Here is a 24,911-nt window from a genome sequence, read left to right as displayed (position 1 = left end):
AATCGTCCCCTTGCGCTAGTGTATTCCTTTTTTCTTGAAGCGTCCGCCCTTCACATCGTGAATGTTACCAATCGCCACAAAGGCATGTGGGTCCCAATCTTCAACGATGTTCTTCAGCTTCGCTTCTTCCAGACGGGTGATGACGACGAAAATGACTTTCTTGCTTTCGCCTGTAAAGCCACCCTCACCTTCCAGATAGGTTACGCCCCGTCCAAGACGGTCCGTCAGGGCATCCCCGATGTCGCGGTATTTTTCACTAATAATCCAGACCGATTTGGACTGATCCAAACCTTCGATGGTAATATCAATCATTTTCATCGCAATATAATAAGCAATCATGGAGTACAGGGCATTCGGCCAACCGAATACAAAGCCTGCGCTGCCCAGAATGAAGATGTTAACGAAAAGTACGATCTCACCGACCGAAAAAGGAGTTTTTTCACTGACGAGAATAGCTACGATCTCTGTTCCATCCAGCGAGCCGCCGGACCGGATAACGAGACCTACCCCAACGCCGAGAATGACACCGCCAAAAATAGCGCCGAGCAGTGGTTCGCCAGGGGTCAACGCATTTACACTGTGAAGTAACGTGGTTCCGATGGACATCACGATAATGCCGAATAATGTGGATAAAGCGAAGGTTTTACCGATTTGCTTGTAGCCGATAACCAAAAATGGAAGGTTCAACAGGGTCAGGAAAATGCCGAGTGGATAGCCAGTAATCTTGGAGGCCATAATTGAAATACCTGTGACCCCACCGTCGATAACGCCGTTAGGAACCAGGAATATTTCGAGGCCCACTGCCATAAGCGCTGCACCGAAAATAATCATGGCCGCACGCTGAAACAGGCGTTTTGCTTTGTTTTTAGGATTGGCTGGAATTTTGCTGATCTTGGTCAACTCTCCGGTCACATCTGTGATCTCAGACAGATTGTGGACTTCCTTGCTCACTACACTCATATATAAATCCCCCCGTTACAGTATGGTATATTGGATCGAAAAAGGGGCTGCATTTCCGCAGTCCCTTCTCCTTTACCGCGCTTGTGTTATATGAATACTATACCATAAAACTGTGATTTTGCGCAAAAAAGTTAGCAAAAAGCACATAAATCTCAATAAAGCGGGATTATATTGATAAAAACGGCGAAAACCGCCTTTAAAGGAGCGGAGAGAGCATGCGAGTCAGAATTTCAGCTGTTTTCTGTAATCGTGGACGTCTGCGGAACACCTTTAAGTCAATGTGCGAGGAGTTAGACAGGTCCTCTTCAAAATCGGCCGACAGGTGCTCCAGCGCCGAACGGGCAAAGAGTACTGCGGTCAACTCAAAATTATAGAAAAAGCTGCGCATGTCCATATTGGCGGTCCCAACCGAACCGAGCAAATCATCCACAATGACGACTTTGGCATGAATAAACCCTTTACGGTATTGATAAAATTCTACACCTGCCTCCAGAAGCTCTTGTACATAGGACAGAGACGCCAGATGCACCAGCTTTGAATCCGATTTGTATGGAATAATAATTCGCACATCTACGCCACTGACCGCCGCCAGCTTAAGCGCCTCATAAATCCCCGGATCGGGAATAAAATACGGCGTGGTAATCCAAATCCGCTTCTTGGCAACCGCCAGCGCACCAAAGCACATTTCCTGAATCGTATCCCATACCTGATCGGGACCGCTGCTCAAAATCTGTACTTCCTCATCTCCTTCACAGGTATGCGGCGGAAATAAATTCTCATCCATCAGCCGTTCCCCGGAGGCCAGCTTCCAGTCGCTCAGAAATGCATTTTGCAGAAAATAGACGCTATCTCCTTCAATCTGCAAATGCGTGTCCCGCCAAAATCCCACCTTGGGGTATTTGCCGAGGTAATCGTCACCCACATTTATGCCTCCAACAAACCCGATCAATCCGTCCACCACTACGATTTTACGGTGATTCCGGTAGTTAATCCGGCGATCCAGCGTGGCGAAAAACGGGGGCAGAAAATAATGAAACTCTACACCTGCCTCACCACAGGCACGAATAAAGGAATACGGCAAATTGTAGCTCCCCACGCCGTCCACAACGAATCGAACCCTCACCCCCTCACGCGCCTTGCGGATCATGAGCTCCTGAAACTGGGTACCGATGTCGTCCGACCGGAATATGTAAAACTCCACATGAATATGATGCTGCGCCTGTTCCATCGCTGTCAGCATCGCCTCAAAGGTCTCCTCCCCATTCGTTAGCACACGGGTGCGATTGCAGCCGGTCAACGGATTTTCCGACATGCGAATTAGCTGGTTAAACAGACGCTCCTGGTGCTTGAAATGAGGATTGTGCATTTGTTCCACATTCTCAATCACCCTCGATTGTGACCACAGGCGCTCGCGGAATTCACGGAATAGCTGTGATCCCCCTTTTCGCACCATTTTGCGCTTCTTATAGTCCTGTGCAACAAAGTAGTACACGACAAAGCCGATGAGCGGGAAGCAGAACAAAATAAATAGCCAGGCTACCGCCTTGGACGGCTTGCGAAATTCAAAGAGCAGGATCGTCCCGGTCTGAAAAATAAAAACAATTAAAACCAACAGCAACCACAGCATGTTTAAGCCTCCTTTATATATCTATGTTTTATACCAAGCTCCAATTTTTTTGACATGTTTGCCCCTTAAGCTGAATAGATAGTAACCAAGCACTATTAGGATAGGAGCGATGTCCGGAAAGGAGCGATTATGAAAAAAGGAAGCCTAAATCGCCGGATGACCTTGCTCGTCATTCGAGATGCACAGCAACCGCCCAAGCAGCTACAATGCTCTACAGCCGCTGTCATTCTCGTCCCGACCCTTGTGATCGCGTCCATCTCTACACTCGTGATCGGGCTGCAAATCCGTTCTTCCCATATCATTTCCCAAATGGAAACGAATCTTGCCGTCCAGAGCTTGCAGATGGATGTTACGGTAGCGGACAAGGATGCGGCAATCGGGCGACTGCGCCGCGAAGTCATGGATCTGACGAATCAGGCCACCAGTATTCGCGAACGCCTCCAGCGTGTAACGGAGCTGGAACAGCAAATGCAGCAATTTATCCGTAAACATGGAAAATCCTCTGCCACCAGTAGCAGCAAATCGACTATGACCCCACTTTCCTGGGATGCCTCCGGCCATACCGGGGGCGAGTTGATTACAGTTCATGAAAATACAGCCATGCTTACTCGTCAAGCTATGGATGATTTTCAGGAAATCAAATCCCTGCTGGACACGGTAGAACGCACGGTTCCCCGCTCTATTCAGCAGGCGTATGCCGTACAGCAGAACCTTGAGCAGAAGCAAGCCGCACAGTTACTCCAAACCCGCAGACTGGCGCTTGCCGAACAAGGCAAGCCTTCGGCCTGGCCTGTCAGCTCACGCCGGATGACCTCCAGCTTCGGCTATCGCAGCGATCCGTTTACGGGCAAATCGGCTTTCCACTCGGGCGTGGATATTGCCGGACAAACCGGTGATCCCGTCTATGCGGCAGGAGCGGGCACCGTGCTGGAGGCAGCTTCCAGCGGGGCACGAGGCAAGTGCATTATCATCCAGCATCCTGACGGACTCCAGTCCTGGTATATGCACCTGAGCGGTATGCAGGTGACTCCCGGGGATCGAATCCATAAAGGGCAGACCATCGGCATGCTGGGAAGTACGGGAAGAAGCACGGGGCCTCATCTTCATTTTCAGATCGTCAAGCATAGTCAGCCTGTCGATCCGTTACTGTATGTACAATAAAGGATTGGAGGAAAACAACATGTTCAAAGAATCCAAAAAAAAACTGTCCGCTCCTGCGACCGATACGCTGTTGGCTAACGGCACCAGCTTTGAAGGTACGATTGAGGCTGAGGCCAATATTCGAATTGATGGCCATTTTCAGGGCGATATCCGCAGCACTCGCGCCGTCGTGATCGGGGAATCTGCTGTCGTGCGTTCGGATATCATCGCACGGGACGTCATCCTTGCCGGCAAGGTATTCGGCAGCATCACCACAGAGGGACGACTGACGATTACGCCTACGGGCGAACTGTATGGCAAGGTAACCGCCGCCGCGCTGGTCATCTCCGAAGGCGGCGTACTGGACGGTACGAGTCAGATGATCCGAACGCAAGACGCAGAACCGTCTGCTTCAACTGACGATTCTGATCTTGAAACACAATCCGGTACTCACAAAGACAGAGATACCAGTCAAGCGACCCTGCAATCAGAAACGGGATAATTCCATTTATTCCATCCTATCCTTCATTCATTCCATCATATCCTCTACCCTGTGTTCCAAAAATAAATGATACACCTTGCGTATCACTATTTTAGCGCACATGTACAGCGGAATAACCAAAACGATACCCAAAATGCCGAGCAAGTCACCACCGACCAATAACAGTATGACGACAGTCAGCGGATGAATATCCAATTGCTTGCCAAACACAACAGGTGACAACCAATTGTCCTGAATTTGCTGGGCAGCGATCACGACGACCAGCGACCAGATCGCCATGGAAGGTGATTCAAGAAACCCGATAATGACGACGGGTATGGAAGCCGCCACAGCCCCCACGTAGGGGATAAAATTAAGAAAAATCGAAATGACCGCGAGCAGCAAGGCGTAAGGCAGACCAATAATTAGAAAGCCAAGGAACATCATAATACCCAGCGCGACATTTATCAGCACCCGACTCACGATAAAGCTGCTGAGCGCACTGTCGATATCCTCCATGACCTCCAGCGCGTCCTTGTGATATTTTTTAGGAAAGAAGTTTAGCATTTTGGGACCAAACTTGCTCCCCTCCTTCAGCATGTAATAGAGCAAAATCGGAAAGGTAGCCAAGACGATAAAAAAGTAGGATACGAACGATACCAGCTTAACCGAATAATCGGACAGAGCTGAAAAAGCCTCATTCAACGTATTCGACAGTCGTGACAGCGGATCTTCCCCTGGAGGCAACACTTGTCTCAAGGATTGATTATGCCGCCATTGGCTCAATTGATCAACCAGACTGCTAATGAGCTTCGGCGCATTTTCAAATAAATTCGTTACCTGATCACGCAACGTAGGCCATACACCCCATGAGAAAATAAACAGCAGCGCGGCAATGACCAGATAAATCAGCAAAATGGAGACGGGGCGCTTGATTTTTCTTCGTTCCATCAAATCTACCACTGGCCTCAATAAATAGTAGAAAAAAAAAGACAGCATCAACGGTATAACCAGCAGGCTGACCAGAGATACGATGGGACTGAATATAAAACTTACTTTGGTGCCCAAGTAAATGATGAGCAAGAGCATGACAATACCTGTAGTCAGGCGAAAAAAACGATTATTGGGCAGCATATCATGCAGCACCCCCTTCTGATCTGTTTCTCTCTACCTCTTTAAACGCAAAACGACCTTATTGATTGATTCTTGCTGAAAATAGGTTGCAATATACCCCGGCACGCATAATCCGTAGCGATAATTGTATAGAAACAAGCGCCAAAACAGCGCAAAAAGGACGTGCAAATGGATAGCCATTTAACACGTCCTTTTTACTGCTTTCAGAATATGGTGAAATTCTCATGTTATGAAAATCAGATCGAACCAGAGGATCGGGTTTAGGTTGAAACATCCCGTTTTACAAAAACCACCCAGGCAATCGCGATAAAAACTACATAATAGGTAGCCAGCACAGTGAGCGAAAAGGTCAAACCAGAACTTACCGTGCCCGGCGGCATTTCGAGATATTTTTTCAGGTCCATATGCGTAAACAGCACGTATTTGGTCCATTCATAACGATCTGTACTAAACAAACCGATTGAATTATAGATTGTTTTGGTGAACATCATGAACAAAGACAGGCCAATTGCCAAGGCGCTGGAACGAAAAACAGCGGACAGCATAAAAGCAAAGGCGATGGTCACGAATAGAGCGATATAGCTGTACAAGAAGTTCAGTGTTACATAAGAAATCGGATCACTGAACGGCGGAATCGAACCGGCTGGCGTATCTTTGGATAACATCAGCCAAGAGGACAGCGTAACCATCGCTATTAAAATGAACGTTCCGAGCAGACTGAACAGGATGACCGATATATATTTGGACAAAAGAATTTTGCTGCGGGTCCAAGGGCGGATAAGCAGCAGCTTGATGGTTCCCCATGTAAATTCACCCGCCACCGAATCAGCCGCTACAATGACCGTAAACGTCGTATTGAGGAAAAATGTAAACATCGCCGTCAACACGATACCATCCCACACGCTGACCTGATCGGAAACCAGGGCAATCAGCATCGGAATCACAGCCGTGATGACCGCCAGCAGCCCTAGCATAATCCACGTCCGTACACGCAAGTAAATTTTAAGATTTTCGTTATGTACCAGCTTGAAGAAGTCAGCCAATAGACCCGCCTCCCGTCACTTCCAAGAATTGATCTTCCAACGTACGGGCCACCGGACGAATCGCATATACCTTGACTCCATTTGCAGCCAGAAGGCTGTTCATGTCTGCTATCTGCTCCCGCTCCAGATGCAGCAGCAGTTGATTGCCTTCGACACGCCCTGCTCCGGCAAGCGCATAGGCTTGCTGGGGATCATTCACTTCAAAAGCAATTTCCGCCGTCTGGGCTTCTTCACCTGTGCTCTTTAGCTGCTTGATGTCAATCAGCCGTCCGCTTTGGATAATGGCGACACGGTCGCACATCAGCTCCATTTCGGACAACAAATGACTCGATACAAATACTGTAATTCCCTCGCTCCGGCTCAACTGTCGCAAATAATCCCGCAGTTCGCGGATACCCTGCGGGTCCAGACCGTTGGTCGGCTCGTCCAGCACGAGCAGCTTTGGCCGATGCAAGATCGCCTGTGCTACCCCGAGTCTCTGCCGCATTCCAAGCGAGTAGGTTTTGACTTTGTCGTGAATCCGGTTCCCGAGTCCTACCAAACGGATCGCCTCATCTATGCGCTCCCTGGTAACCCCCGATGACATTCTCGCAAAATGCTGCAAATTTTGATAGCCGGTCAGAAATTTGTACATCTCCGAATTCTCCACAATCGCACCAACGTGGGAAACGGCCTTTTCAAAATCGGTTTTGATGCTGTCTCCACAAATATGGATATCGCCTTTACTGATCGAAATCAGGCCAACCATCATACGGATGGTGGTTGTTTTTCCCGCACCGTTCGGTCCGAGGAAACCAAATACCTGCCCCGCTGGAACCTCCAGCGTCAGATCGTCCACAATCGCTTTTGAGGAAATGATTTTACTCACACCCTCCATACGTATGACGGGAAGCTGTCCTGTCGCTTGCTGCATGCTATGAAACTCCTTCCATCCGGAGTGAAGCTCTATTCTATTTTGCTGTTCATTTCCGGTTTTGGAAGTATTGTACCATATTTAACCTGTTAGAAACACCGCGTCCGATCTATTCCTTATCCTTGTATATCCAGAGCACCCGCCACTCTTCACCTTCCTGCGTCACATAACAAGGCTGTACGATATCAAAATTTCCGAACCGGGTCTTGTAATGCTGGGTAACCGTAATACGGTAAACCTTCCCCAGCTCGTCTCCACTCTGATCTGTGCGAATATCATATTCAGCCTGCGGCTCTCCCAGCTCGAATGTGAACGTATCTGTCCCCATATCCTGCATAAACACATGCGCACGCTGCTGCACATACGTGGATTTTTCGAATTTCTTCTTCATTTGCGAATGAAAAAGCTCCCAGGAGCCTCCGAAATTACCTGACTTCTCCATCGTATAGAACTCATTCAACGCTTTGACCGCCTGATCGCCTTCCCCCGTAGACATCACCCCGCGCAGACCCAGCCACAGCAGCCATAACAGCCCACATATCAATGCAAAATACAGCAGCTTGCGGACGAACGCGGAAGCCGCTCTTCTTCTGAACAGCACAAATCGCCCCTCCCCTCAGTTAGACATTCTACTGAATACTCTACAGATGTATGTGGGACAAGCCGAGTTTAGAAGAGAATAAAGGGTGACCTCCTTACAAGTCACCCGAGTGCATAAAGACCAGCCTAAGGTGATATGGCTGTGGTGAGCAAATGCTGCTCCATCAGTCCAAGGATACGCTGGCGTTCCTGATTATCCACGATGTAATAATACACTCCGTTGATTTTGGTTCCATGGCCCTTCAACTCAACCATATCCGTCTGCCGTAGGGACGGGCCGATCCGGGTCAGAAAGGTCGTCATATCGTCAAAGGTGATATCCGTGCGGATCTGCTCCCCTGCTGCCTGCAATATCGGTTTTACCTTTAGCAGTCCTTCCTTGCTGATTGCCTGTGCGAGAATTTGCTTGAGCAGCTCCCGCTGGCGGGCATTTCTCCCGAGGTCCCCACGCGGATCATCAAAACGCATCCGCGCATAGGACAACGCCTCAGTTCCGTTCAGCTTCAAGCTGCCCTGCGCAAAATGATGGCCCTCATATTGAAAATCGAGCGGATTGTTAACCGCGACTCCCCCCAAAAGGTCAACCATTTTCGCAAACCCCTCCATGTTCATTTGTACATAGTAATCCATCGGATGATTCAAGAAATGCTCTACCGTACGGATCGACATGTCCACGCCGCCGAAGGCAAAGGCATGATTGATTTTGTCCTCACGTCCTCTGCCGATCAGTTCTGTTCGCGTATCGCGCGGGATGTTGAACATCAATACAGTGCCTTCGGCGGGATTAACGGACAGGACGATCATCGTATCCGAGCGCCCCCGATCATGGGGACGCTGGTCCACGCCCAACACAAGCACGGTGAATGGCTTGAATTGGGATATGGCTGCCGGATTGGGCATACCCGAACCGTTGCCTGTAACTGCCGGGCGTGCCGCTCCGCCTGTTGTAAGGGTAGAAATCGCGGCGGGCTGCACGATACTCCGCGGATGGTACATGGCATTTGCCGCCGTTTGAACCGAATGATATACATAAGCGGTGTAAGCACCAGCACCTACCATCAATAATGCAGCGGCCCCTAATGTCATTTTCAGCCATCGTTTCATACAGAGCCTCCCCTTTACGGGTTCATTACAGACCGTTGACGATCCATATCCATATTGTTCATCTGCGGCCTGCCGACAGAATAGTATGTAAAGGCGGACTGTCTGATCTGCTCCTCACTGTACACATTGCGTCCGTCGATCATAATGGGATACTTCATAAGCTCGTTTAGCTCACGCAGCCCCACCTCACCAAATTCCTCCCACTCTGTCAGCAGACACAGCGCGTCGCATCCTTCTGCCGCTTCTCGTGCGCTATCGGCCCACGTCACTTCCGAGCTGTCCAGCAATCTGCGGAAGTTGGCGGTGGCGACCGGGTCATATGCACGTATTTGCGCTCCCGCTTCCAGAAGCGACTGCATAATATCCAGCGCTGGAGCATCTCTTACATCATCTGTATTCGGCTTGAATGCCAGCCCCCATATGCCAATCGTGGCTCCTTCCAGATCACCTAGGGCTTCTTCCAGCTTGCGTATCACATTAAAGCGCTGCCCCTGATTCACTTCCACCACCGATTTCAGCAGCTTGAATTCATAATCCACATTGCCCGCAATCTGGATCAGCGCCTGTGTATCCTTGGGAAAACAAGAGCCGCCATATCCGATGCCTGCGGACAAAAAAGAAGAACCGATCCGCTGATCCAGCCCCATGCCGTGTGCCACACGCGTAACGTCTGCGCCCACTTTTTCACAAATATTCGCAATCTCATTAATAAACGAAATTTTAGTCGCCAAAAAAGCGTTCGACGCGTACTTGATCATCTCCGCCGAACGGATATCTGTGGTCAAAATATTTGTCGTCAGCGGCTCATGCAGCGTACACAGCACAGCGGCGACATGAGGGTCGGATGCCCCGATCACGATACGGTCCGGCTGGAGTGTATCTGCTACCGCCGAGCCTTCACGTAAAAATTCAGGAACCGAAGCCACGCCAAAAGAGTAGTTTGTGCGGCTCGCGATCAGGCTGTGAATACGATCATTGGTTCCGACAGGCACCGTGCTTTTGGTGACAATCACTTTGTAGCCATTCATGGCGTCTGCCACCTCGCGTGCGGCTCCTTCAATATAGGACAAGTTCGCTTCCCCGCCCGGCAACGAAGGTGTACCCACTGCCAAAATAACAATCTCCGCTCCCTCTACCGCAGATGTGGTATCTGTTGTAAAGGTCAGTCGGCCCTGCTCGACATTATCCTGGATCAAGCCTTTTAAGCCCGGCTCATAAATCGGTACTTTTCCTTCATGAAGCTGACTAATTTTGTCCTCATTCTGGTCGACACAGACGACCGTATTCCCGAGCGCGGCAAAACAGACTCCCGATACCAGTCCGACATACCCCGCACCAATTACACATAGCTTCAAAACGGCTCCCCCTTTTACATACTGTCTCGCTGAATTACGCTTTTACCAGCTTCACTTCTCTATGCCTCTCCCTGCATGCCGATTATGATGGAGCGTCAATCGTTTGTTCCGCCGATAGGATTTGAGAAATCGGTATACATACACCGGATTGTTATAGGCGTATCTCTTCCATAACCGTTTCGGTTCGCTGATCAGGCGGTACAGCCACTCCAGCCCCAGTTTTTGTATCATTAGCGGCGGTCTGCGAACCTTTCCGGTGATATAGTCAAAGGCCGCTCCTACACCAATCATCACGCCACGGATGCGGTCTTTGTTACGATACATCCATATTTCCTGCTTCGGACAGCCCAAGCTGACGAAAATGATATGCGCACCTGACAAGTTAATGTCATGAATAATCTGTTCCTCCTCATCCGGCCGAAGCTCCCGAAATGGCGGTGAAAAGCCACCTGCGATGCGGATTCCTGGGTAGTCCTGCTCCACTCTTTCCTTCAAGCTGTCCAGCGTATCCGGCGTGCTGCCGTAAAAATAAATACTTAATCCTGTCTGCGGCGCGCGTTCGCACAACTTGAGCATCAGACTGGGGCCGTCTACCCGGTCCTGACACTCAAATCCGTACAGCTTGAGCGCCCATACCAGCGGCATACCATCCGGGGTACACAAATCTGCACGCGCGAGTGCTTCGTGGAACTCGGATTGATTTCCGGCTGTAACAATGGAATGCGTGTTGCAGATACATACATAGCTGTCCTTGCGTCCGACGGCCCACTGCTCCACCGTGTGCACTGTTTCCTGAAACGTAAGCGCCGCAATATCTGCGTCCGCAATCCTTCCGACTCTATACTGGGGCAGCTGCTTCATAATCACGCTCCTCTATCGCCTCGCTGTATATGGCCATCAGTTGCTCGTAATTCACTTCTTCTGTGTAGCGTGCAGCATATATTTCCGATACCTTCTGTCTCATGGCTGGATAGTTTTCATAGGCTGTCGCACGACGGATTACAGCACTTATATGTTCCATATCATCATGTTGAAAATGGAACCCGGTCACTCCATCCTCCACCACTTCCTCCAGTGCCCCGATTCGGCTGCACAACACCGGGGTTCCCACGGAATAGGACTCTACGATGGTCATGGGAAAGCCTTCATACCAAATGGAAGGGACCATGACATACATGGCCCGGCTCATGCAATCCAGCACCGTGTCTCCATCCTGCTTGCCGAGAAAACGAATGTCCTCCTGTGGATAAGCAGCAGCCAGTTCAGCCTTTTCCGGGCCATCCCCAATGATGACCAGTCTCAAGCCGCCCCGATCTTCCACCTGTGTCCAGGCTTGCAGCAGATTACGCACCCCTTTTTCAGCTGAGATCCGCCCCACAAACAACAAGTAACGATCATCCGGGTCATACACGGCTTCCACCTCCTTACGTTGGATAAAGTTAGGCTTTACCGCGATACGATCTGGTGGAATGCCACTTTCGGCAAATTTGTCCCTTGCAAACTTGGTCAGCGCAATATATCGGTTTACTTTGTGCTGCCATGTGCCAATCAGATCGTTGAACTTGATCATCGCCGCCACCGGAATCGTCTGTAGCTGTGAGTCCCGGTAGCACCCGTGGCGGATGGAATGCAGCAAGGTGCCGTGCAGGCATTTTTCACAAACCTCATTCCCTCGCATAAAGGTCGCCGCCGGACAAATCAGCCTGTAATTATGCAGCGTCTGGACGACCGGAATCCCTAATCGTTCACAGGCATGATAGACGGAAGGCGAAATAACCGGAAAAAAGTTATGCACATGCACCACATCCGGCTTCACCCGCAGAAGCAGCTTTTTGATTCTTTTAAACTCTGGCAGGGACCATGCCGCCTCCACTGCCAGCTTTGCCATGTTAATCAACCCTTTGCTTTGGATGCTGTCGTTATGCACATAATAGTGCTCTGTCTCAATCCCTCTGGAGCGCAGCATAGCCAATTCCTGCTCAACAACCTTGTCTTCTCCCCCGCTTTGCTGATAAAAGTTATGGATGACCAGCACCCTGCCCACCGTTTTATGGCTATGTTCACGTCGCTGGACAGGGTTGGCAGTATCCACTGGTGATGAGTTTTCAGGCTGAGGTGCCTCCCCCTGAACATGATGATGGTATAGGTTTGAAGCCTGTTCGCGCACTGGGGACCTCGTCTGTATGCTGATTTGTTTGCTCACGTGGCTGTCCCTCTTTCCTGCCCGGATTGCATAGGATGGTGCATAGGCTGCATCGGTTGTATCCGTGAGTGGCTTAGCATTTCTTCCGCAATACGATCCCACGACATACGCTCGACTGTAAGAAACGCCTGCTCCGCCATCCTTTGTCTCAGCTCAGCATTGTCCAACAATTCAGAGACTCGGCTCACCCATTCCTCCTCCGAAAAGCTACTCAGAATCACTCCGCTCACCCCGTCCTCGATCAAGGTAACCGAGCCGCCATTTACCGAAGAGATAATCGGGACGCGAAACAGCATACTTTCCAGCAGCACCATACCGAAAATATCGTAATGAGTCGGAAACAGCATCGCATCCGCTGCTCCGTAAATTTGCCACAGATGCCGCTGCTCCACTCTTGTAAAATGCAGAATACTGTCTGTCAGCCCAAGCTCATGGGCATAGGCCCAATAGCGATCCGTATCCGCTCTACGTCCATCCCCGACGATTAACAAAAGGCAACAGGGATGCTTTTGAAGTACCTTTTTGAACACGCCTAGCATAAAACGTATATTTCTCCGCTCCTCCAACACGCCGACATACAGTAGCACCGGGCGATCCCCGATCCGCCTCAGCTCATCCGCGACCTCAGGATTTTTCTCCCGGCCTTCGCTTTTGTCGTTGCCGCTGTTGTCATTGTTGAACTTTCCCTCCACTTTGCTGCGGTCCAGTCCAACCCCAAGGGTGACGACGTTGTGAAAGCCTTTATCCTCCAGATAGCGCTTGGCAAGATCAGATTTGACAAAGGTACAGCGTAAAGACTTTGTCACCTTCGGTAGTAGCAGGGTATCGTACAATCTTCGGATCAGCGCATATGTGTTATCGCGGTACGGGCCATGATACAGCACCAGCTTTTCGGGACATTTGCGGGAAAGCAGATAAGTCATGATCTGGTTGTATTCTGTGGAAATGACCAGATCATAAGCAGCCAAAAACGAATCCTTGAGGACATCCCTATAGATGCTGTTGCTGAGGAACTTCAATCCGTGGAGCCAGATGATGCGCAATGTGCAGCCTTCGTGGCGGTATACCTGCTCCAGATGGGTTTCCTTGTGGTCGTTGTAGTAGACAATGTCGCAATCGTAACCTTTACGAACGAGCGCTTTGCCCAAGCCGATTTCCTGCAAATTGTATGAGTCCCCGTTCACCTTGCTGGCAAAATTGCGAAGATACAATATTTTTTGAATCATCATTAGACTCCTGCCATTTCATATTGGGTGAGTTATGGGGCGCGGAGGGTTTAGAGACCGCTACGTGGATGGATCATTCTTCCGATCGCTGTTACCCCCGGATTTCATCTGATTGTATAGACCCTTTAAAGGGTAAAATCCGGGGGTAAAGGCGAACGCTATCGCTTCTTCAGAACGATTCCATCCACTCCGCTGCTAACCGCCGTTTCCATAAAGTCACCCTAATTTTAAAAAAGGGAACTCAGGGCATGAAGTGCCCCGCTGCGCGGGTTACGCGGGCGGATGCACGCAGCCCGTAGACTGCGCTGGTTTGTATGCTGTGCAATAGCGGTAAGCTATTGCACAGCATGGGCACTATTGCCGGGATACGTGCCCGGCGAGATGTTCGCGGCGATAGGCGAAGCTATCGCCGGGCGGCTCTTACCTTCCCCCACCCTATGGGCTGGGGGAAATTCTTTTTGGTAGCGGCGGGAAGTAGCGGAGGGTAGGATTTGAATCTGTAAAAGCGAAGCGTTCGCCTCAAAGCTTTCCGTAGGAAAGCTCGCTTCGGAAGCATACCCCTGTGGGATTCCGCCCTCTACAGGGCTTATTCAACCAGGGAATCCCGCGTCAACAGCGATCGGAAGATCAAATGCTACTCGAAGCGCCTTACACCGACAGTCGTAGCTAGGAGATCAAATCCGTCCCGAAGCGGCCTCCCCCCTCCAAACCGAACTTTCCCCCTGCCCCTGCCTTTCCTCCATCATCTGCATATTAAAATGGTCTGCTCCTTTAAGCTGGGCAGCCGCCATATCAGCCACCAAAATCGCGCTCGACTCCATCGGGACAAAGCGGTATTTATAAGCCGTAAGCCGATGGTCCGTTTTATGAAATAAAATATCCTGCGCGTAGTTGCCCCAACGATCCTTGGGCATCAGGTCAATCGTCATGCCGGCATGTGCGGAGGGCAGCAGCATATTGGAGCCGTGAATGCCGATCACTAATCGGCTGGCTGCATACACCTCGCATACTCGCAGCTCGCTTTCCCGGTCGAAGCGTGCGACACGTTCGTCGGTAATCCATGCCGGGAAGCTCCCGGTGCGACCCAATCCGGCGACCGTAAAACGATAATCCGGAAAGGATTCCCGCAGCCTGCGGAACAACCGGATGATTTTGCGGCGCTGATGATAAATCAGCGGTTTGAGCCAACGTTTGAGCTGCGGAAATTTTTGCACTGCCCGTGCGATATGATGGCTGCCGCTCCACAAGCGGTCTTCCCTCCATACGAAGGTAATGCGCGGCTCCGACTCACGACCTTCCTCATAACGCGGGACACCCGTAAACTGCTCAATATCGAACTGACTAGGGTGTGAATACGCCGGACTGACATGGACCTCATCAAAACGTACCAGTTCCTCTATCATCCGATGATGCAGCACCGGATAAAAGTTGCGGGCCTTGCTGAACGGCACATCGACTGTCCAGATTTCAGCCACACCTGCGGGAACCATCCACTCCAGCGATTTTTGCACAATAACGACGATGCCCAGTTCCGGCGATTGTTCGTATTCCCGCTGCACATTCAGCAGCTTGAGCAAAGCGTGACCATACAAATAATCAATCGTATTGACGATGATGATGCGCTTAAAGGGTTTCATTTTATGCACAGTCATGCCAACCGCCAAATCATAGGAAGGACTTAGCAACGCTTGCCGCAATGGCTCTCCGAGCCATTTTCTCGACTTCGCATCTCCCGTCAATGTATAGTTGGGCACTTCTACCCGATAGGGTGAATACGTGGCATGACCGACCCGCATATCCTCGATATATTCACGTCCACAGCCCTCACACCAAGTGCTGACACATACATGAATTCCCTGCCACAGCACCTCTCCGCCCCGTACCTTATCTCCACAATGCGGACATTGTCCCTCATGCTGAACAAACGGTTTAATGGGTATCATGATTGTTCTCTCCAACTTTCGGTACTGTAATATGAACACGCCAGAAGGTCAGGATCGACTGGATCATCCAGCCCAAATTGGCTTTGGCTTCCTTAAACAGCAAATCCAATAGAAATACAGATATCGTAAAAGACAAGATAGTCGCCACCAGCGAGCCTCGAACACCAAGTAACGGGATAAGCGCATAATTTAAAGCCACATTCGTCACTGCACCCACGATCGAGGTCAGCAGCGTATATTTGAACAAATTTTCATTCGTGATAAACAAGCCTTTGGCAACACTGAAATTGGTAAAAAACAGACGAATCGCAAACAGCGACAGCAAAGAGCCTGCCTCGGTAAATTCCCGCCCATACAGCACGACCACCACCCACTGGGACAGAAAAAACAACGGTATCGAGGTCACAAGAAAGCAGATAAACATCAGCCGATACACGTTGGACAACGTCTGTCTGTATTCGTCGCTCCCTTTCATCTTGGATCGGGTCACCACCGGGGCATAAGCCGTAGTAAGGACGACCGGAATGAAGCCCAGTACTTCAATGAGACGGAGCGCAACAGAATACTGCCCCACGGCCGCATCCCCCAGCATCTCGCCGATAATGACCTGATCGATCCGTGCCTGTACATATACAGCGGAGGATGACAAAATAAGCGGCCAACTGTGATTCATGATTCGTCGTGCTGTGGTTAGGCTGAACGTCCACTTGTGCATACGCCGTCCTTCCTTACGGAAGAAATACAGCAGAATCAGACTTCCGAGCAGAAACTCGCCATGAGCGCACAGCGCCACCACCCATATGGGGACACCGGACAGCAATAAAATGATTTTAACGGTGGAGCTGAGGACAAAGGCTGTGTTCTTGGCAATGACCGTGTATTTGGACAACATCTGCGCCCGAAACCAGTAGTCGATGATATCGAACAACTGAAACACCGAGGCCGTCGCCAGAATCAGATTGATCAACCGTACGGAACTATCCTCCGGTCTGAGCAGCGAAATGAAGGAGCAGGACAGGACAATGGCTACCAAAGTACCCACCAGCTTCAGCAGAATCGCTGTACCCAATAACTCATGCTCATCCTTGGGGTCCTTGACGAGATCGCGCACCAATATAGAATCAAAACCAAGCGTCGTGAAGATCAGAAACATCCCGAAAAAAGATTCCGCATAATTCCATTTCCCCAGTTCCTCCGGTCCGAGCACTCTCGCCATGATAATGCTGACCGCCAGTCCAAACACCATACGGATCATTTTGTCGCCGAACAGCCAAGACGTATTCACCAGCAGACTTCTGCGCGGTTTGGCGCGATTTTTGACTAATGTCATAAGCTCTACTCCATCTTGAAAAATGACCTTTCGCACGGCTTCATAGCCTGCTGTTCTGCCGATGCGACTACAATAATGTACAGCGAAGAGACCTCCCGGCAAGCGGGTGGCCCCTCCATGTCTTATACGACGACGGAAGCTTCGACCGCAGCCTGTCTTTTTACCCGCTCCAAGTCTGTATCCACCATCATATGAATGAGCTGCTCGAAGCCTACTTCCACTTGCCAGCCCAGCTTTTCCTTCGCCTTGGCGCAATCGCCGAGCAGTAAATCCACCTCTGCCGGACGGACGAACTGAGGATCAATGACGACATAATCCTCATAGTCCAGACCTACATGGGAAAAGGCAATTTGCAGCAGTTCGCGGACGGAATGCATTTCTCCCGTGGAAATGACGTAATCATCCGGTTGATCCTGCTGGAGCATCATCCACATCGCCTTAACGTAATCTCCTGCAAAACCCCAGTCCCGTAGCGAATCCAGATTCCCCATGCGCAGCTCCTGCTGCAAACCCAGCTTGATACGGGCTACAGCATCCGTCACTTTGCGTGTTACAAACTCCAGCCCACGGCGGGGCGACTCATGATTGAACAAAATGCCAGAGCATGCAAACATATCAAAGCTCTCGCGGTAGTTCACCGTGATCCAATGACCGTACACTTTGGCGACACCGTAAGGGCTGCGCGGGTAAAACGGGGTCGTTTCTGTCTGCGGCGTCTCCAGCACCTTGCCGAACATCTCACTGCTCGACGCCTGATAAAAGCGCGTATCCGGCTTGGCAATCCGTACCGCCTCCAGCATATTGGTGACGGATAGCGCTGTAATCTGCCCGGTAGCCAAGGGCTGCGGCCATGAGGCAGCAACGAAGGATTGGGCAGCCAGGTTATAGACTTCATCCGGGTCAGACTGACGCACGGCTTCGATGAGCGAGGCCAGATCGGTCATATCGCCGGAAAGCCAATGAATGTCATTCTGGATATGTGCCACATTTTCAAAGTTCGGCGTACTGGTGCGTCTGCGTACCCCGTACACCTCATAATCTTTGGACAGCAGCAACTCAGCCAGATAAGATCCGTCCTGTCCGGTAATCCCTGTGATCAGCGCTTTTTTCATTCCTATTCCTCCACCGTTTTTTTATTGTTCAACCAGATCCAGACCTTGAAATGCCTGATAGACAGACCTTAATCCCTCTTCCAGTGAAATACGCGCCGACCAGCCCAGCCCGGAAATTCGGGACACATCCACCAGCTTGCGCGGTGTGCCGTCGGGTGCGGACGTATTAAAGGTAATTTCCCCCTCATAACCGACGACTTCCTTCACCCGTTCAGCCAGCTCCCGGATGGAAATATCCTCCCCAACGCCGATGTTCACAATCTCATTTCCCTCATAGCTATTCATCAGGAACAGACAGGCTTCCGCCAAATCATCCGAATGAAGAAATTCACGGCGTGGTGTGCCGGAGCCCCATACTTCGACTGTCGGGGACTGATTTAGCTTGGCTTCGTGAAACTTACGGATGAGCGCAGGCAGCACATGGGAGGTCTGAAGATCAAAATTGTCGCCCGGACCGTACAAATTCGTAGGCATCACCGAAATAAAACGGGTTCCATATTGACGGTTATAGGACTGGCACATTTTAATCCCGGCAATTTTAGCGATTGCATAAGCCTCATTCGTTGGCTCCAGCTCACCTGTGAGCAGATATTCCTCCCGCAACGGCTGCGGGGCAAATTTGGGATAAATGCAGGTCGACCCAAGGAACAGCAGCTTGCTTACATTCGCCCGGTATGCTGCATCAATTACATTCGTCTGTATGAGCAGGTTGTCACGGATAAAATCCGCCGGATAATCGTTGTTCGCCAAAATCCCGCCAACCTTGGCTGCTGCCAAAAATACATAGTCCACCGACTCGGTTTCGAAAAAACGGTCTACCGCCTCCTTGTTGCGCAGATCCAGCTCACTGCTTGTGCGGGTGATCAGGTTACGATAGCCTGCTTTGCTCAATGCCCGAGCAATTGCAGATCCCACCAGCCCGTTGTGCCCTGCTACATATATGTTGGAATAAAGATCCATGCTTTCCCCTACCCTTCCTGTTGGAGTGAATTTAATACGCATCGTTGGAGCCCAATAGCACCCGGAACGTTTTCAGCATGATGATGATATCTGTGCGCAAACTGCGTCTGGATATGTATTCCAGATCCAGCTCTACCATCTGGTTAAAGCTCAGATGATTACGACCGCTGATCTGCCATAGGCCGGTACAGCCTGGCGTAACGGTCAGACGCAGCTTATCCCTTATCGTATAATCATGGACTTCTCTCGGTAGCGGGGGTCTGGGCCCTACCAGACTCATCTGCCCACGCAGTACATTCAGCAGTTGCGGCAGCTCGTCAATACTCGTTCTGCGGAGAAAGCGCCCAATTCGGGTGATACGCGGATCATCCCTCATTTTGAACATCGCACCCTCGATTTCATTCTCCAGCAGCAGCGCAGACAATCTGTCCTCGGCATCGGACACCATAGAACGAAATTTAATCATGCGAAACGGTCGCTCATTTTTACCAATACGAACCTGATAAAATAACGCACTTCCTCTCGGGTCCTCCAGCTTAATCAGTAAAATCACGAGCAAAAATACCGGGCACAGCACGATTAATCCAATGAACGACAGCATGATGTCCATACTTCGCTTCACGAACGGATATACGCTAAATCCTTGCCGACGTTCAAGCCCATGAGCAACCGAATACACTTCCACTGATGCACTCAAAGCTTCGGCCTCGTTCGAGTGGGAAGAAGACACTGCTCATCACCTCGATTTCCGATAAATAAGTATTATTTATTCATTGTTAAGAGAATTTTATTAACTTTCATTTCCCTCGTTGCTGCTCATGTCAGGTTGCGTTCCTCCATACCGCGTTCGGCACGAGTATTTGATCGTTTCACGTTGTTGAGCACCACGCCCAAAATACGTGCCTTTACTCTTTCCAAATTTGCCTTTGCTTTCTTAACGAGATCCTTTTTGACCTTTCCTGCCTGCACCACCAAAATCACTCCGTCACACATAGCGCTTATAATGAAGCCATCCGGAAAGGACAGCAATGGCGGCGTATCCATTAAAATCACATCATAATGCTCCTTCAGCTCAGCCAATAGAGCGTTCATTCTGCGAGAGCTGAGCATTTCGGACGGATTCGGCGGAGTCGGTCCGGCTGTAATGGCATACAGATGGTCGATCCCGGTTTCCTGAACCACATCCTGCCATAGCTGCTGGTTGGCCAGGACCCGCGTTAGACCGGTATGATTACGCAAGCCGAACATGTGGTGCAAGGAAGAGCGGCGTAAATCCATGTCCATAACCAGCACCTTTTTTCCCTCTTGCGCATACGTTACAGCCAAATTGCTAATCGTGACCGTCCTGCCTTCACCCGCCTGAGCTGACGCCACCATCATAACCTCAATCGGCTCGTCTACAGAGGAAAACTGGATGTTCGTGCGAAGCATACGGTACTCCTCCGAAACGGAAGATTGGGCATGCAGGGATGTGACGAGCTGGTTATTGATTAATCGCGGCATATTGTCCTTCACCTACCTGTTTGGGAGTTGTAGCGGAACCGTCGGAGCGTCTGTCTTCTTTTTTCATTTTCGTAATCAGGGACAAGGTAGGCAGGCCAAGTTCTTTTTCAACGTCCTCTTCATTTTTAAAGGTATCGTCCAGCACTTCCAGCAAAAACGCCAAGCCTATACCCAGCAGCAAGGAGGCGGCAAAAGCAATAAGCATCTGTATAGCGGGATTACTGTTCACAGGAACAGCCGGTTCACTCAGACTGGCTTCGCTTAGAATCGTGACGTTGTCCATTTTCATGATAGAGGGGATCTGTCGTTTGAATACTTTGGCTACCGCATTTACGGTTTTGACAGCCTTCGTATACGATAAATCGCGGATTGTTAAATCCATGACCTGCGAATCACCTGCGGTGTTTACTCTTAATTTTTGCGTCAGAACTGACGGAGTGACCTTGAGATCGGGGAAGCTGGCGACCACCTGGTCCATAATTGCCGAGGACATTATAATTTGCTTATAGGAGTTCGTTAAGGCTATATTCGTTTGGACGACACTGTAATCGACGACACCCGCCCGATCCGGCCTTGGCGTCTGGTTGATAATAAGCTTCGCCGTCGCTTCATAGACCTGAGGGGTAAAATATACATTTTTCACGCCCACGACAGCACATACCAACAATACGATACCGCCAATTAACCATATTCTTTTTCGGATCATACGAATGTACTCTTTCAACTGCACAAGACCAGTCCTCCCTGATTGACTTGTTTTCGATGCGATGACGCTTGTACTGATCCTCTGCATAGCATGACCATATAATCTATAGTAAAATGTTGTATAATAGCGCATAGAAGGTCTAGCCAGCGAATTTGCACAAGTGCTAAACCATCCGTGGCCTCCCAGGGTATATGAACGATAGCATATAGATAAAACTATAAAACAACGATACGTTATGTATCCTACATAACTAATTTATGATACAAAACGTATCTTGTCAAGCGTAAAATTGCTTTTTTTACTTTCTCAACCTTGCATTCAGGAGGAAAATCAGATGAATTATGGCACCCGCATCGCTGAATTACGGGAATATAAGGGATTAAAACAAGAGGAACTAGCGCAATCCCTCGGAATTACGCGGGCGGCTCTTTCTCACTATGAAAAAAACCGGCGCAAGCCAGATTTTGAGATACTGACCAAGCTTGCGGACATTTTCGGGGTATCCATTGATTACTTGGTAGGACGCACTAGCCATCCGGTAGCGGTATTGGATTCAGATGTGAGGGAATTTGTGGACCAGTTGGAACTGTCCGATGAAGATATCCTGCAGCGTTTTAATCTGACCATTGACGGACGAACCTTGTCTGAGGAAGAAGCCAAGCGTTTTATCGCGTTTGTCCGCATGGAACGAATGATGGAATAAAGAAGGGTGGGAGCCGGTTCACTCCTGTTTTTAGCAGTGCCGGCAACCGATATTTTACTTGCTCTTATCCTTCCGGCCCTTGGTTCCGTCCGCTTCGCTCTGTAAACATTGCGGCATCGTGATACCGCATTGAAGCAAAATATCCCGGATGTCCAAGTGGACGACAGGTTTGTCTGCTTTCCGTTCGTTGTTTCGTAGAAGAGGGCTGTCCATCCCTGATTCTGTCTCCTTGTTCATTCGGCACTAACCTCACTTTATCATTCTTGTTCACCGGAAAGAGAATCCCCACAAGCCATGTATGTATAGTTATGAGCAAAACTATTATATATGAATACGTACCTGTAATGTTGTCGTCTTATGGCGAGAAAATTAAAGGATTTCTGTGTTTTTTTCTGAAATATACGCAATGATCTGCCAAATCAGAACGATTTTCAGATAAAAAAGAACCTGTCAGGTCCTACTTTCTCCTGATAGGTTCTTTGGCATTCTATTTTCGGTTACATGTAAGGTATTCTTCGACTCTGGTCCTATTCTGCATTCTGTCCTGGTTAAGCGACCTTGGCGGCTTGGGATATCTGGGTGCCTCCGGTCGCTCTGACTTTATAGGCGTAGTGGCTCCCGGCTTTCGCCGTGTGATCTGTATACGTGTTTCCCGCTACTTCGGAGGCGATCACCTGATACGCCCCGTCTGTTCCTTCCGCACGCAGCACATCATAGGCTGATACACCTTCTGCCTGAAGCCAATCAATCTTTACCGCGCCTGCCTCCACAGAGGCGGCCTTCACCTCTGTTGGAGCCGAAGCTGCCGCCTGATCTGTACTTTTCAATTCCAGAATGTATTGCACCGACTCGCCGGGTCCCAGTTTTTCTTCAAAATCGAGATTAGGCGAAGCATTAAGTCCTGATAGGGAACGCCGTGCCTGGCTGTAGGAAGACCCGGCTCCGAAGCGCTCACCCGTGTACAAACCTGCCTTCGGCATCGTCACCCGTACGCGGATCGTCTGTGCTGTGGATTCGAAGTTCACCAGATTCACCAGCAATTTGTCCGAGGTGGCGCCACTGCCAGCCAGCGGTTTCAGTTTGGAGGTATCCACTGCACGGACATAGACCATCTTATCCTTTGTTTCCTCCGGATTCAGTACCATATAAGTCAATGGTTTCCCGTGTGTGGCATAAGCCAGACTCAAGCGTCTCATGATGTTTACACGGCTGTCCTGCCCTTGTCCGAAAGGATAAATTTCCGTATTCGCCGGATTGTGATTTTGCAGGTCAAAGCCGGTTTTAAACAGCGTGTAGTCCTTATAGAAAGCAGCATGCTGGATAAACATATCGGCAAAACCGATCTGCGAACGCATAATCCGGTCGAACGCGGCTGCTTGTGGCTGACTGGCCCCGTACTCAGGGTTGTCCCGATGCGTATCGTTCGTACCAAACTCCGTATTCAGCATCTTCTTCTCCAGCCCGTTACTTGAACCGCCGAACGTTTTCAGATTTTGAACAAAGCTGCCTCCGCCCTCTTCGTTATACGATTCGCCATAGGCATGTCCGTTGGTCAGGTCAGTGACATCCTCCAGTTGCTTACGTTGTGCCGGGTCCCGCTCCCATCCATCCGGATCACCGCATTTGAGCGTACCTCCGATTTGGTTTTTGCATGCCTTGGTTGAATATGTCGGCCAGTAGGCCCAGCCCGGCGCAACCGTTTTGAGATGCGGCGCCAATTGCTTACCTTCCGTATTCAGCCATTTGGCCACGGCCAAATTGACCGCTTTCGAGCGGTTAAACAATCCAGGTTCATTATCTACTTCGTAATATTGCAGGTATGAACCATATTTTTTTACATAATCGCGCAATTTCTGCTTGGCCGTCTCCGGCAGGGAGCCGTCTTTTTGCAGCTTGATATCGCCTGTATACAAATACAAAGCTGACGATTGCATATTGTACTGCTTCAACGTTTGGTAGTAATCTCCCACGTCTGTGCAGGCCTTGTTTACATTACTGGCACAAGTGACTCTCATGACATTGCCGCTATACGCAATTCCCAGCCATTTGAGAACATATGGTAAATGTTTAACTGCACCCTCATCATAATAAAATTCTTTATTATTGACATTCGTTCCGGTCAGTATATATTTACCGTGTATCGGCTCGGTCGCAGGTGAAGCTAACGTCTCCAAGCTCAAGTCATCCCAAGTCCACCACACATTTTTATCTTCAGCAGAGGAGCAGTATAGGCAGCGCGCTGTCTTTAGCTTGAGTACGTTAACACCGCTTTGCAATTGCTCTTTAGGTATATATAGCTCGTAATTGCTTTTGAAATTATATGCACTGCCTGTGCCGGCAACCCCAGCAATCTGAATGATACCGGACAACTGATGATTTGAAAATACAGCCATTTGAGGAACGGCTTTGCTCGCATCCAAAATCCGCACACGGAATATCATCCCGTTCGGAGGAACCTGATCCAGCTTGTACTGAAGTGACAGCTCAGGATTCGTGGACGCATTTAGACCGGGAGGAATATCTCCACTGCTGAGCAATACCAGAGCCGTTGTACTTCCTGCTACGGACATCGCTGACAATGTTCCTTTAGCAGACGACTCGGTAGAGGCCGCAGAAATATTGACATTGTCCTTACCGACTACACCCTTAAATTCTGCTGAGGAGTCATCCCGCTGACCGAGCTTCCATACCGGACTGGCCGCCGCTACTTTATCCGTCTGAAGTTCTTCACTCTTTGGAGGCGTATGAATAAACCAGGCGATCATCGCTATAGCTGCGACCCCCAGTAGCCCGGCCAATACTACTATATACCTTTGGGTCAACCATTTTTTCATCATTGTGTTCCACCCTCTCTCCTCAAAATTTTTG

24 protein-coding genes are annotated in these 24,911 nt (G+C 49.9%); 4 read left to right on the top strand and 20 right to left on the bottom strand.

Features of this window, described 5'->3' with window-relative positions; all coding sequences use genetic code 11:
• Positions 1 to 15: 15 nt before the first annotated feature.
• Both ACWXW9_RS19200 and cls read right to left on the bottom strand, forming a co-directional pair.
• Positions 16 to 960 (bottom strand): YitT family protein, encoded by a 945-nt coding sequence (locus ACWXW9_RS19200; RefSeq protein ID WP_082067108.1) that lies wholly within the window; start codon positions 958 to 960, stop codon positions 16 to 18.
• Positions 961 to 1,156: 196 nt separating this feature from the next.
• Positions 1,157 to 2,587, bottom strand: coding sequence for a cardiolipin synthase (cls, locus tag ACWXW9_RS19195; RefSeq protein WP_494930702.1), 1,431 nt, complete (start codon positions 2,585 to 2,587; stop codon positions 1,157 to 1,159).
• A gap of 129 nt (positions 2,588 to 2,716) precedes the next feature.
• On the opposite strand from cls, the gene ACWXW9_RS19190 reads away from it, so the two are divergent.
• Together ACWXW9_RS19190 and ACWXW9_RS19185 are read left to right on the top strand one after the other, a co-directional pair.
• Entirely contained in the window at positions 2,717 to 3,748 is a 1,032-nt protein-coding gene (locus tag ACWXW9_RS19190; protein ID WP_494930701.1) for a M23 family metallopeptidase, read from the top strand.
• 19 nt (positions 3,749 to 3,767) lie between these two features.
• A complete protein-coding gene (locus ACWXW9_RS19185; RefSeq protein WP_494930700.1) occupies positions 3,768 to 4,229 on the top strand; it encodes a bactofilin family protein in 462 nt (153 codons plus the stop codon).
• Positions 4,230 to 4,256: 27 nt separating this feature from the next.
• Here the strand turns inward: ACWXW9_RS19185 and ACWXW9_RS19180 are convergent, their stop codons facing one another.
• The 9 genes from ACWXW9_RS19180 to ACWXW9_RS19140 all read right to left on the bottom strand — a co-directional run bounded on the left by ACWXW9_RS19180 (position 4,257) and on the right by ACWXW9_RS19140 (position 13,786).
• Positions 4,257 to 5,342, bottom strand: coding sequence for an AI-2E family transporter (locus ACWXW9_RS19180; RefSeq protein WP_494930699.1), 1,086 nt, complete (start codon positions 5,340 to 5,342; stop codon positions 4,257 to 4,259).
• 260 nt (positions 5,343 to 5,602) lie between these two features.
• A complete protein-coding gene (locus ACWXW9_RS19175) occupies positions 5,603 to 6,385 on the bottom strand; it encodes an ABC transporter permease (RefSeq protein ID WP_494930698.1) in 783 nt (260 codons plus the stop codon).
• Positions 6,378 to 7,298, bottom strand: coding sequence for an ABC transporter ATP-binding protein (locus ACWXW9_RS19170; RefSeq protein ID WP_494930697.1), 921 nt, complete (start codon positions 7,296 to 7,298; stop codon positions 6,378 to 6,380). The genes ACWXW9_RS19175 and ACWXW9_RS19170 overlap by 8 nt, the downstream gene beginning before the upstream one ends.
• A gap of 109 nt (positions 7,299 to 7,407) precedes the next feature.
• Entirely contained in the window at positions 7,408 to 7,899 is a 492-nt protein-coding gene (locus ACWXW9_RS19165; RefSeq protein WP_494930696.1) for a hypothetical protein, read from the bottom strand.
• A gap of 125 nt (positions 7,900 to 8,024) precedes the next feature.
• A complete protein-coding gene (locus ACWXW9_RS19160; protein ID WP_494930695.1) occupies positions 8,025 to 9,002 on the bottom strand; it encodes an LCP family glycopolymer transferase in 978 nt (325 codons plus the stop codon).
• Between the two features lie 14 nt (positions 9,003 to 9,016).
• Positions 9,017 to 10,357, bottom strand: coding sequence for a UDP-glucose dehydrogenase family protein (locus tag ACWXW9_RS19155; RefSeq protein ID WP_494930694.1), 1,341 nt, complete (start codon positions 10,355 to 10,357; stop codon positions 9,017 to 9,019).
• Positions 10,358 to 10,408: 51 nt separating this feature from the next.
• Positions 10,409 to 11,218, bottom strand: a complete 810-nt coding sequence (locus ACWXW9_RS19150; RefSeq protein WP_494930693.1) for a WecB/TagA/CpsF family glycosyltransferase — start codon at positions 11,216 to 11,218, stop codon at positions 10,409 to 10,411.
• Positions 11,196 to 12,449, bottom strand: a complete 1,254-nt coding sequence (locus ACWXW9_RS19145) for a glycosyltransferase (protein WP_494930691.1) — start codon at positions 12,447 to 12,449, stop codon at positions 11,196 to 11,198. Before ACWXW9_RS19145 ends, ACWXW9_RS19150 begins: the two co-directional genes overlap by 23 nt.
• Positions 12,450 to 12,556: 107 nt before the next feature.
• Positions 12,557 to 13,786 (bottom strand): glycosyltransferase family 4 protein, encoded by a 1,230-nt coding sequence (locus tag ACWXW9_RS19140; RefSeq protein WP_494930736.1) that lies wholly within the window; start codon positions 13,784 to 13,786, stop codon positions 12,557 to 12,559.
• Positions 13,787 to 14,100: 314 nt separating this feature from the next.
• Here ACWXW9_RS19140 and ACWXW9_RS19135 point away from each other — a divergent pair, with 314 nt between their 5' ends.
• A complete protein-coding gene (locus ACWXW9_RS19135) occupies positions 14,101 to 14,274 on the top strand; it encodes a hypothetical protein (protein WP_494930690.1) in 174 nt (57 codons plus the stop codon).
• Positions 14,275 to 14,460: 186 nt separating this feature from the next.
• On the opposite strand, the gene ACWXW9_RS19130 is transcribed toward ACWXW9_RS19135, so the two are convergent.
• The 7 genes from ACWXW9_RS19130 to ACWXW9_RS19100 form a co-directional block, all read right to left on the bottom strand.
• On the bottom strand, positions 14,461 to 15,729 hold the full coding sequence (locus ACWXW9_RS19130) for a hypothetical protein (RefSeq protein WP_494930689.1): 1,269 nt from the start codon (positions 15,727 to 15,729) through the stop codon (positions 14,461 to 14,463).
• Positions 15,716 to 17,059: a flippase gene (locus ACWXW9_RS19125; protein WP_494930735.1), complete on the bottom strand. Its 1,344-nt coding sequence runs from the start codon at positions 17,057 to 17,059 to the stop codon at positions 15,716 to 15,718. Before ACWXW9_RS19125 ends, ACWXW9_RS19130 begins: the two co-directional genes overlap by 14 nt.
• 122 nt (positions 17,060 to 17,181) lie before the next feature.
• Complete coding sequence (gmd, locus tag ACWXW9_RS19120; RefSeq protein WP_431090039.1) at positions 17,182 to 18,171, bottom strand: GDP-mannose 4,6-dehydratase; 990 nt, start codon at positions 18,169 to 18,171, stop codon at positions 17,182 to 17,184.
• A 21-nt stretch (positions 18,172 to 18,192) separates the two neighbouring features.
• Positions 18,193 to 19,131 carry a GDP-L-fucose synthase gene (gene fcl, locus ACWXW9_RS19115; RefSeq protein WP_431090040.1) on the bottom strand — a complete coding sequence of 313 codons (939 nt, stop codon included), beginning with the start codon at positions 19,129 to 19,131 and terminating at the stop codon, positions 18,193 to 18,195.
• A gap of 31 nt (positions 19,132 to 19,162) precedes the next feature.
• Positions 19,163 to 19,861, bottom strand: coding sequence for a sugar transferase (locus ACWXW9_RS19110; protein ID WP_494930688.1), 699 nt, complete (start codon positions 19,859 to 19,861; stop codon positions 19,163 to 19,165).
• Between the two features lie 86 nt (positions 19,862 to 19,947).
• Positions 19,948 to 20,634, bottom strand: a complete 687-nt coding sequence (locus tag ACWXW9_RS19105; RefSeq protein ID WP_494930687.1) for a CpsD/CapB family tyrosine-protein kinase — start codon at positions 20,632 to 20,634, stop codon at positions 19,948 to 19,950.
• Positions 20,615 to 21,364, bottom strand: coding sequence for a YveK family protein (locus ACWXW9_RS19100; protein ID WP_494930686.1), 750 nt, complete (start codon positions 21,362 to 21,364; stop codon positions 20,615 to 20,617). Before ACWXW9_RS19100 ends, ACWXW9_RS19105 begins: the two co-directional genes overlap by 20 nt.
• A gap of 310 nt (positions 21,365 to 21,674) precedes the next feature.
• Between ACWXW9_RS19100 and ACWXW9_RS19095 the strand changes: the two genes are divergently transcribed.
• Positions 21,675 to 22,043 (top strand): helix-turn-helix domain-containing protein, encoded by a 369-nt coding sequence (locus ACWXW9_RS19095; protein WP_134910809.1) that lies wholly within the window; start codon positions 21,675 to 21,677, stop codon positions 22,041 to 22,043.
• A 54-nt stretch (positions 22,044 to 22,097) separates the two neighbouring features.
• Here the strand turns inward: ACWXW9_RS19095 and ACWXW9_RS19090 are convergent, their stop codons facing one another.
• Together ACWXW9_RS19090 and ACWXW9_RS19085 are read right to left on the bottom strand one after the other, a co-directional pair.
• Positions 22,098 to 22,280, bottom strand: a complete 183-nt coding sequence (locus ACWXW9_RS19090) for a hypothetical protein (protein WP_494930685.1) — start codon at positions 22,278 to 22,280, stop codon at positions 22,098 to 22,100.
• 311 nt (positions 22,281 to 22,591) lie between these two features.
• Entirely contained in the window at positions 22,592 to 24,880 is a 2,289-nt protein-coding gene (locus ACWXW9_RS19085; RefSeq protein WP_494930684.1) for a hypothetical protein, read from the bottom strand.
• Positions 24,881 to 24,911 lie beyond the last annotated feature (31 nt).

This window comes from Paenibacillus sp. LT-B23, from assembly GCF_059417685.1.
This window is presented reverse-complemented; position numbering and strand designations above follow the sequence as displayed.

Bases quoted from the DNA above. Each gene is read 5' to 3' on its own strand.
- ACWXW9_RS19200 (WP_082067108.1), bottom strand. From the start codon at position 960: ATGAGTGTAGTGAGCAAGGAAGTCCACAATCTGTCTGAGATCACAGAT.
- cls (WP_494930702.1), bottom strand. From the start codon at position 2,587: ATGCTGTGGTTGCTGTTGGTTTTAATTGTTTTTATTTTTCAGACCGGG.
- ACWXW9_RS19190 (WP_494930701.1), top strand. From the start codon at position 2,717: ATGAAAAAAGGAAGCCTAAATCGCCGGATGACCTTGCTCGTCATTCGA.
- ACWXW9_RS19185 (WP_494930700.1), top strand. From the start codon at position 3,768: ATGTTCAAAGAATCCAAAAAAAAACTGTCCGCTCCTGCGACCGATACG.
- ACWXW9_RS19180 (WP_494930699.1), bottom strand. From the start codon at position 5,342: ATGCTGCCCAATAATCGTTTTTTTCGCCTGACTACAGGTATTGTCATG.
- ACWXW9_RS19170 (WP_494930697.1), bottom strand. From the start codon at position 7,298: ATGCAGCAAGCGACAGGACAGCTTCCCGTCATACGTATGGAGGGTGTG.
- ACWXW9_RS19160 (WP_494930695.1), bottom strand. From the start codon at position 9,002: ATGAAACGATGGCTGAAAATGACATTAGGGGCCGCTGCATTATTGATG.
- ACWXW9_RS19150 (WP_494930693.1), bottom strand. From the start codon at position 11,218: ATGAAGCAGCTGCCCCAGTATAGAGTCGGAAGGATTGCGGACGCAGAT.
- ACWXW9_RS19140 (WP_494930736.1), bottom strand. From the start codon at position 13,786: ATGATTCAAAAAATATTGTATCTTCGCAATTTTGCCAGCAAGGTGAAC.
- ACWXW9_RS19135 (WP_494930690.1), top strand. From the start codon at position 14,101: ATGCTGTGCAATAGCGGTAAGCTATTGCACAGCATGGGCACTATTGCC.
- ACWXW9_RS19130 (WP_494930689.1), bottom strand. From the start codon at position 15,729: ATGATACCCATTAAACCGTTTGTTCAGCATGAGGGACAATGTCCGCAT.
- ACWXW9_RS19125 (WP_494930735.1), bottom strand. From the start codon at position 17,059: ATGACATTAGTCAAAAATCGCGCCAAACCGCGCAGAAGTCTGCTGGTG.
- gmd (WP_431090039.1), bottom strand. From the start codon at position 18,171: ATGAAAAAAGCGCTGATCACAGGGATTACCGGACAGGACGGATCTTAT.
- fcl (WP_431090040.1), bottom strand. From the start codon at position 19,131: ATGGATCTTTATTCCAACATATATGTAGCAGGGCACAACGGGCTGGTG.
- ACWXW9_RS19105 (WP_494930687.1), bottom strand. From the start codon at position 20,634: ATGCCGCGATTAATCAATAACCAGCTCGTCACATCCCTGCATGCCCAA.
- ACWXW9_RS19095 (WP_134910809.1), top strand. From the start codon at position 21,675: ATGAATTATGGCACCCGCATCGCTGAATTACGGGAATATAAGGGATTA.
- ACWXW9_RS19090 (WP_494930685.1), bottom strand. From the start codon at position 22,280: ATGAACAAGGAGACAGAATCAGGGATGGACAGCCCTCTTCTACGAAAC.
- ACWXW9_RS19085 (WP_494930684.1), bottom strand. From the start codon at position 24,880: ATGATGAAAAAATGGTTGACCCAAAGGTATATAGTAGTATTGGCCGGG.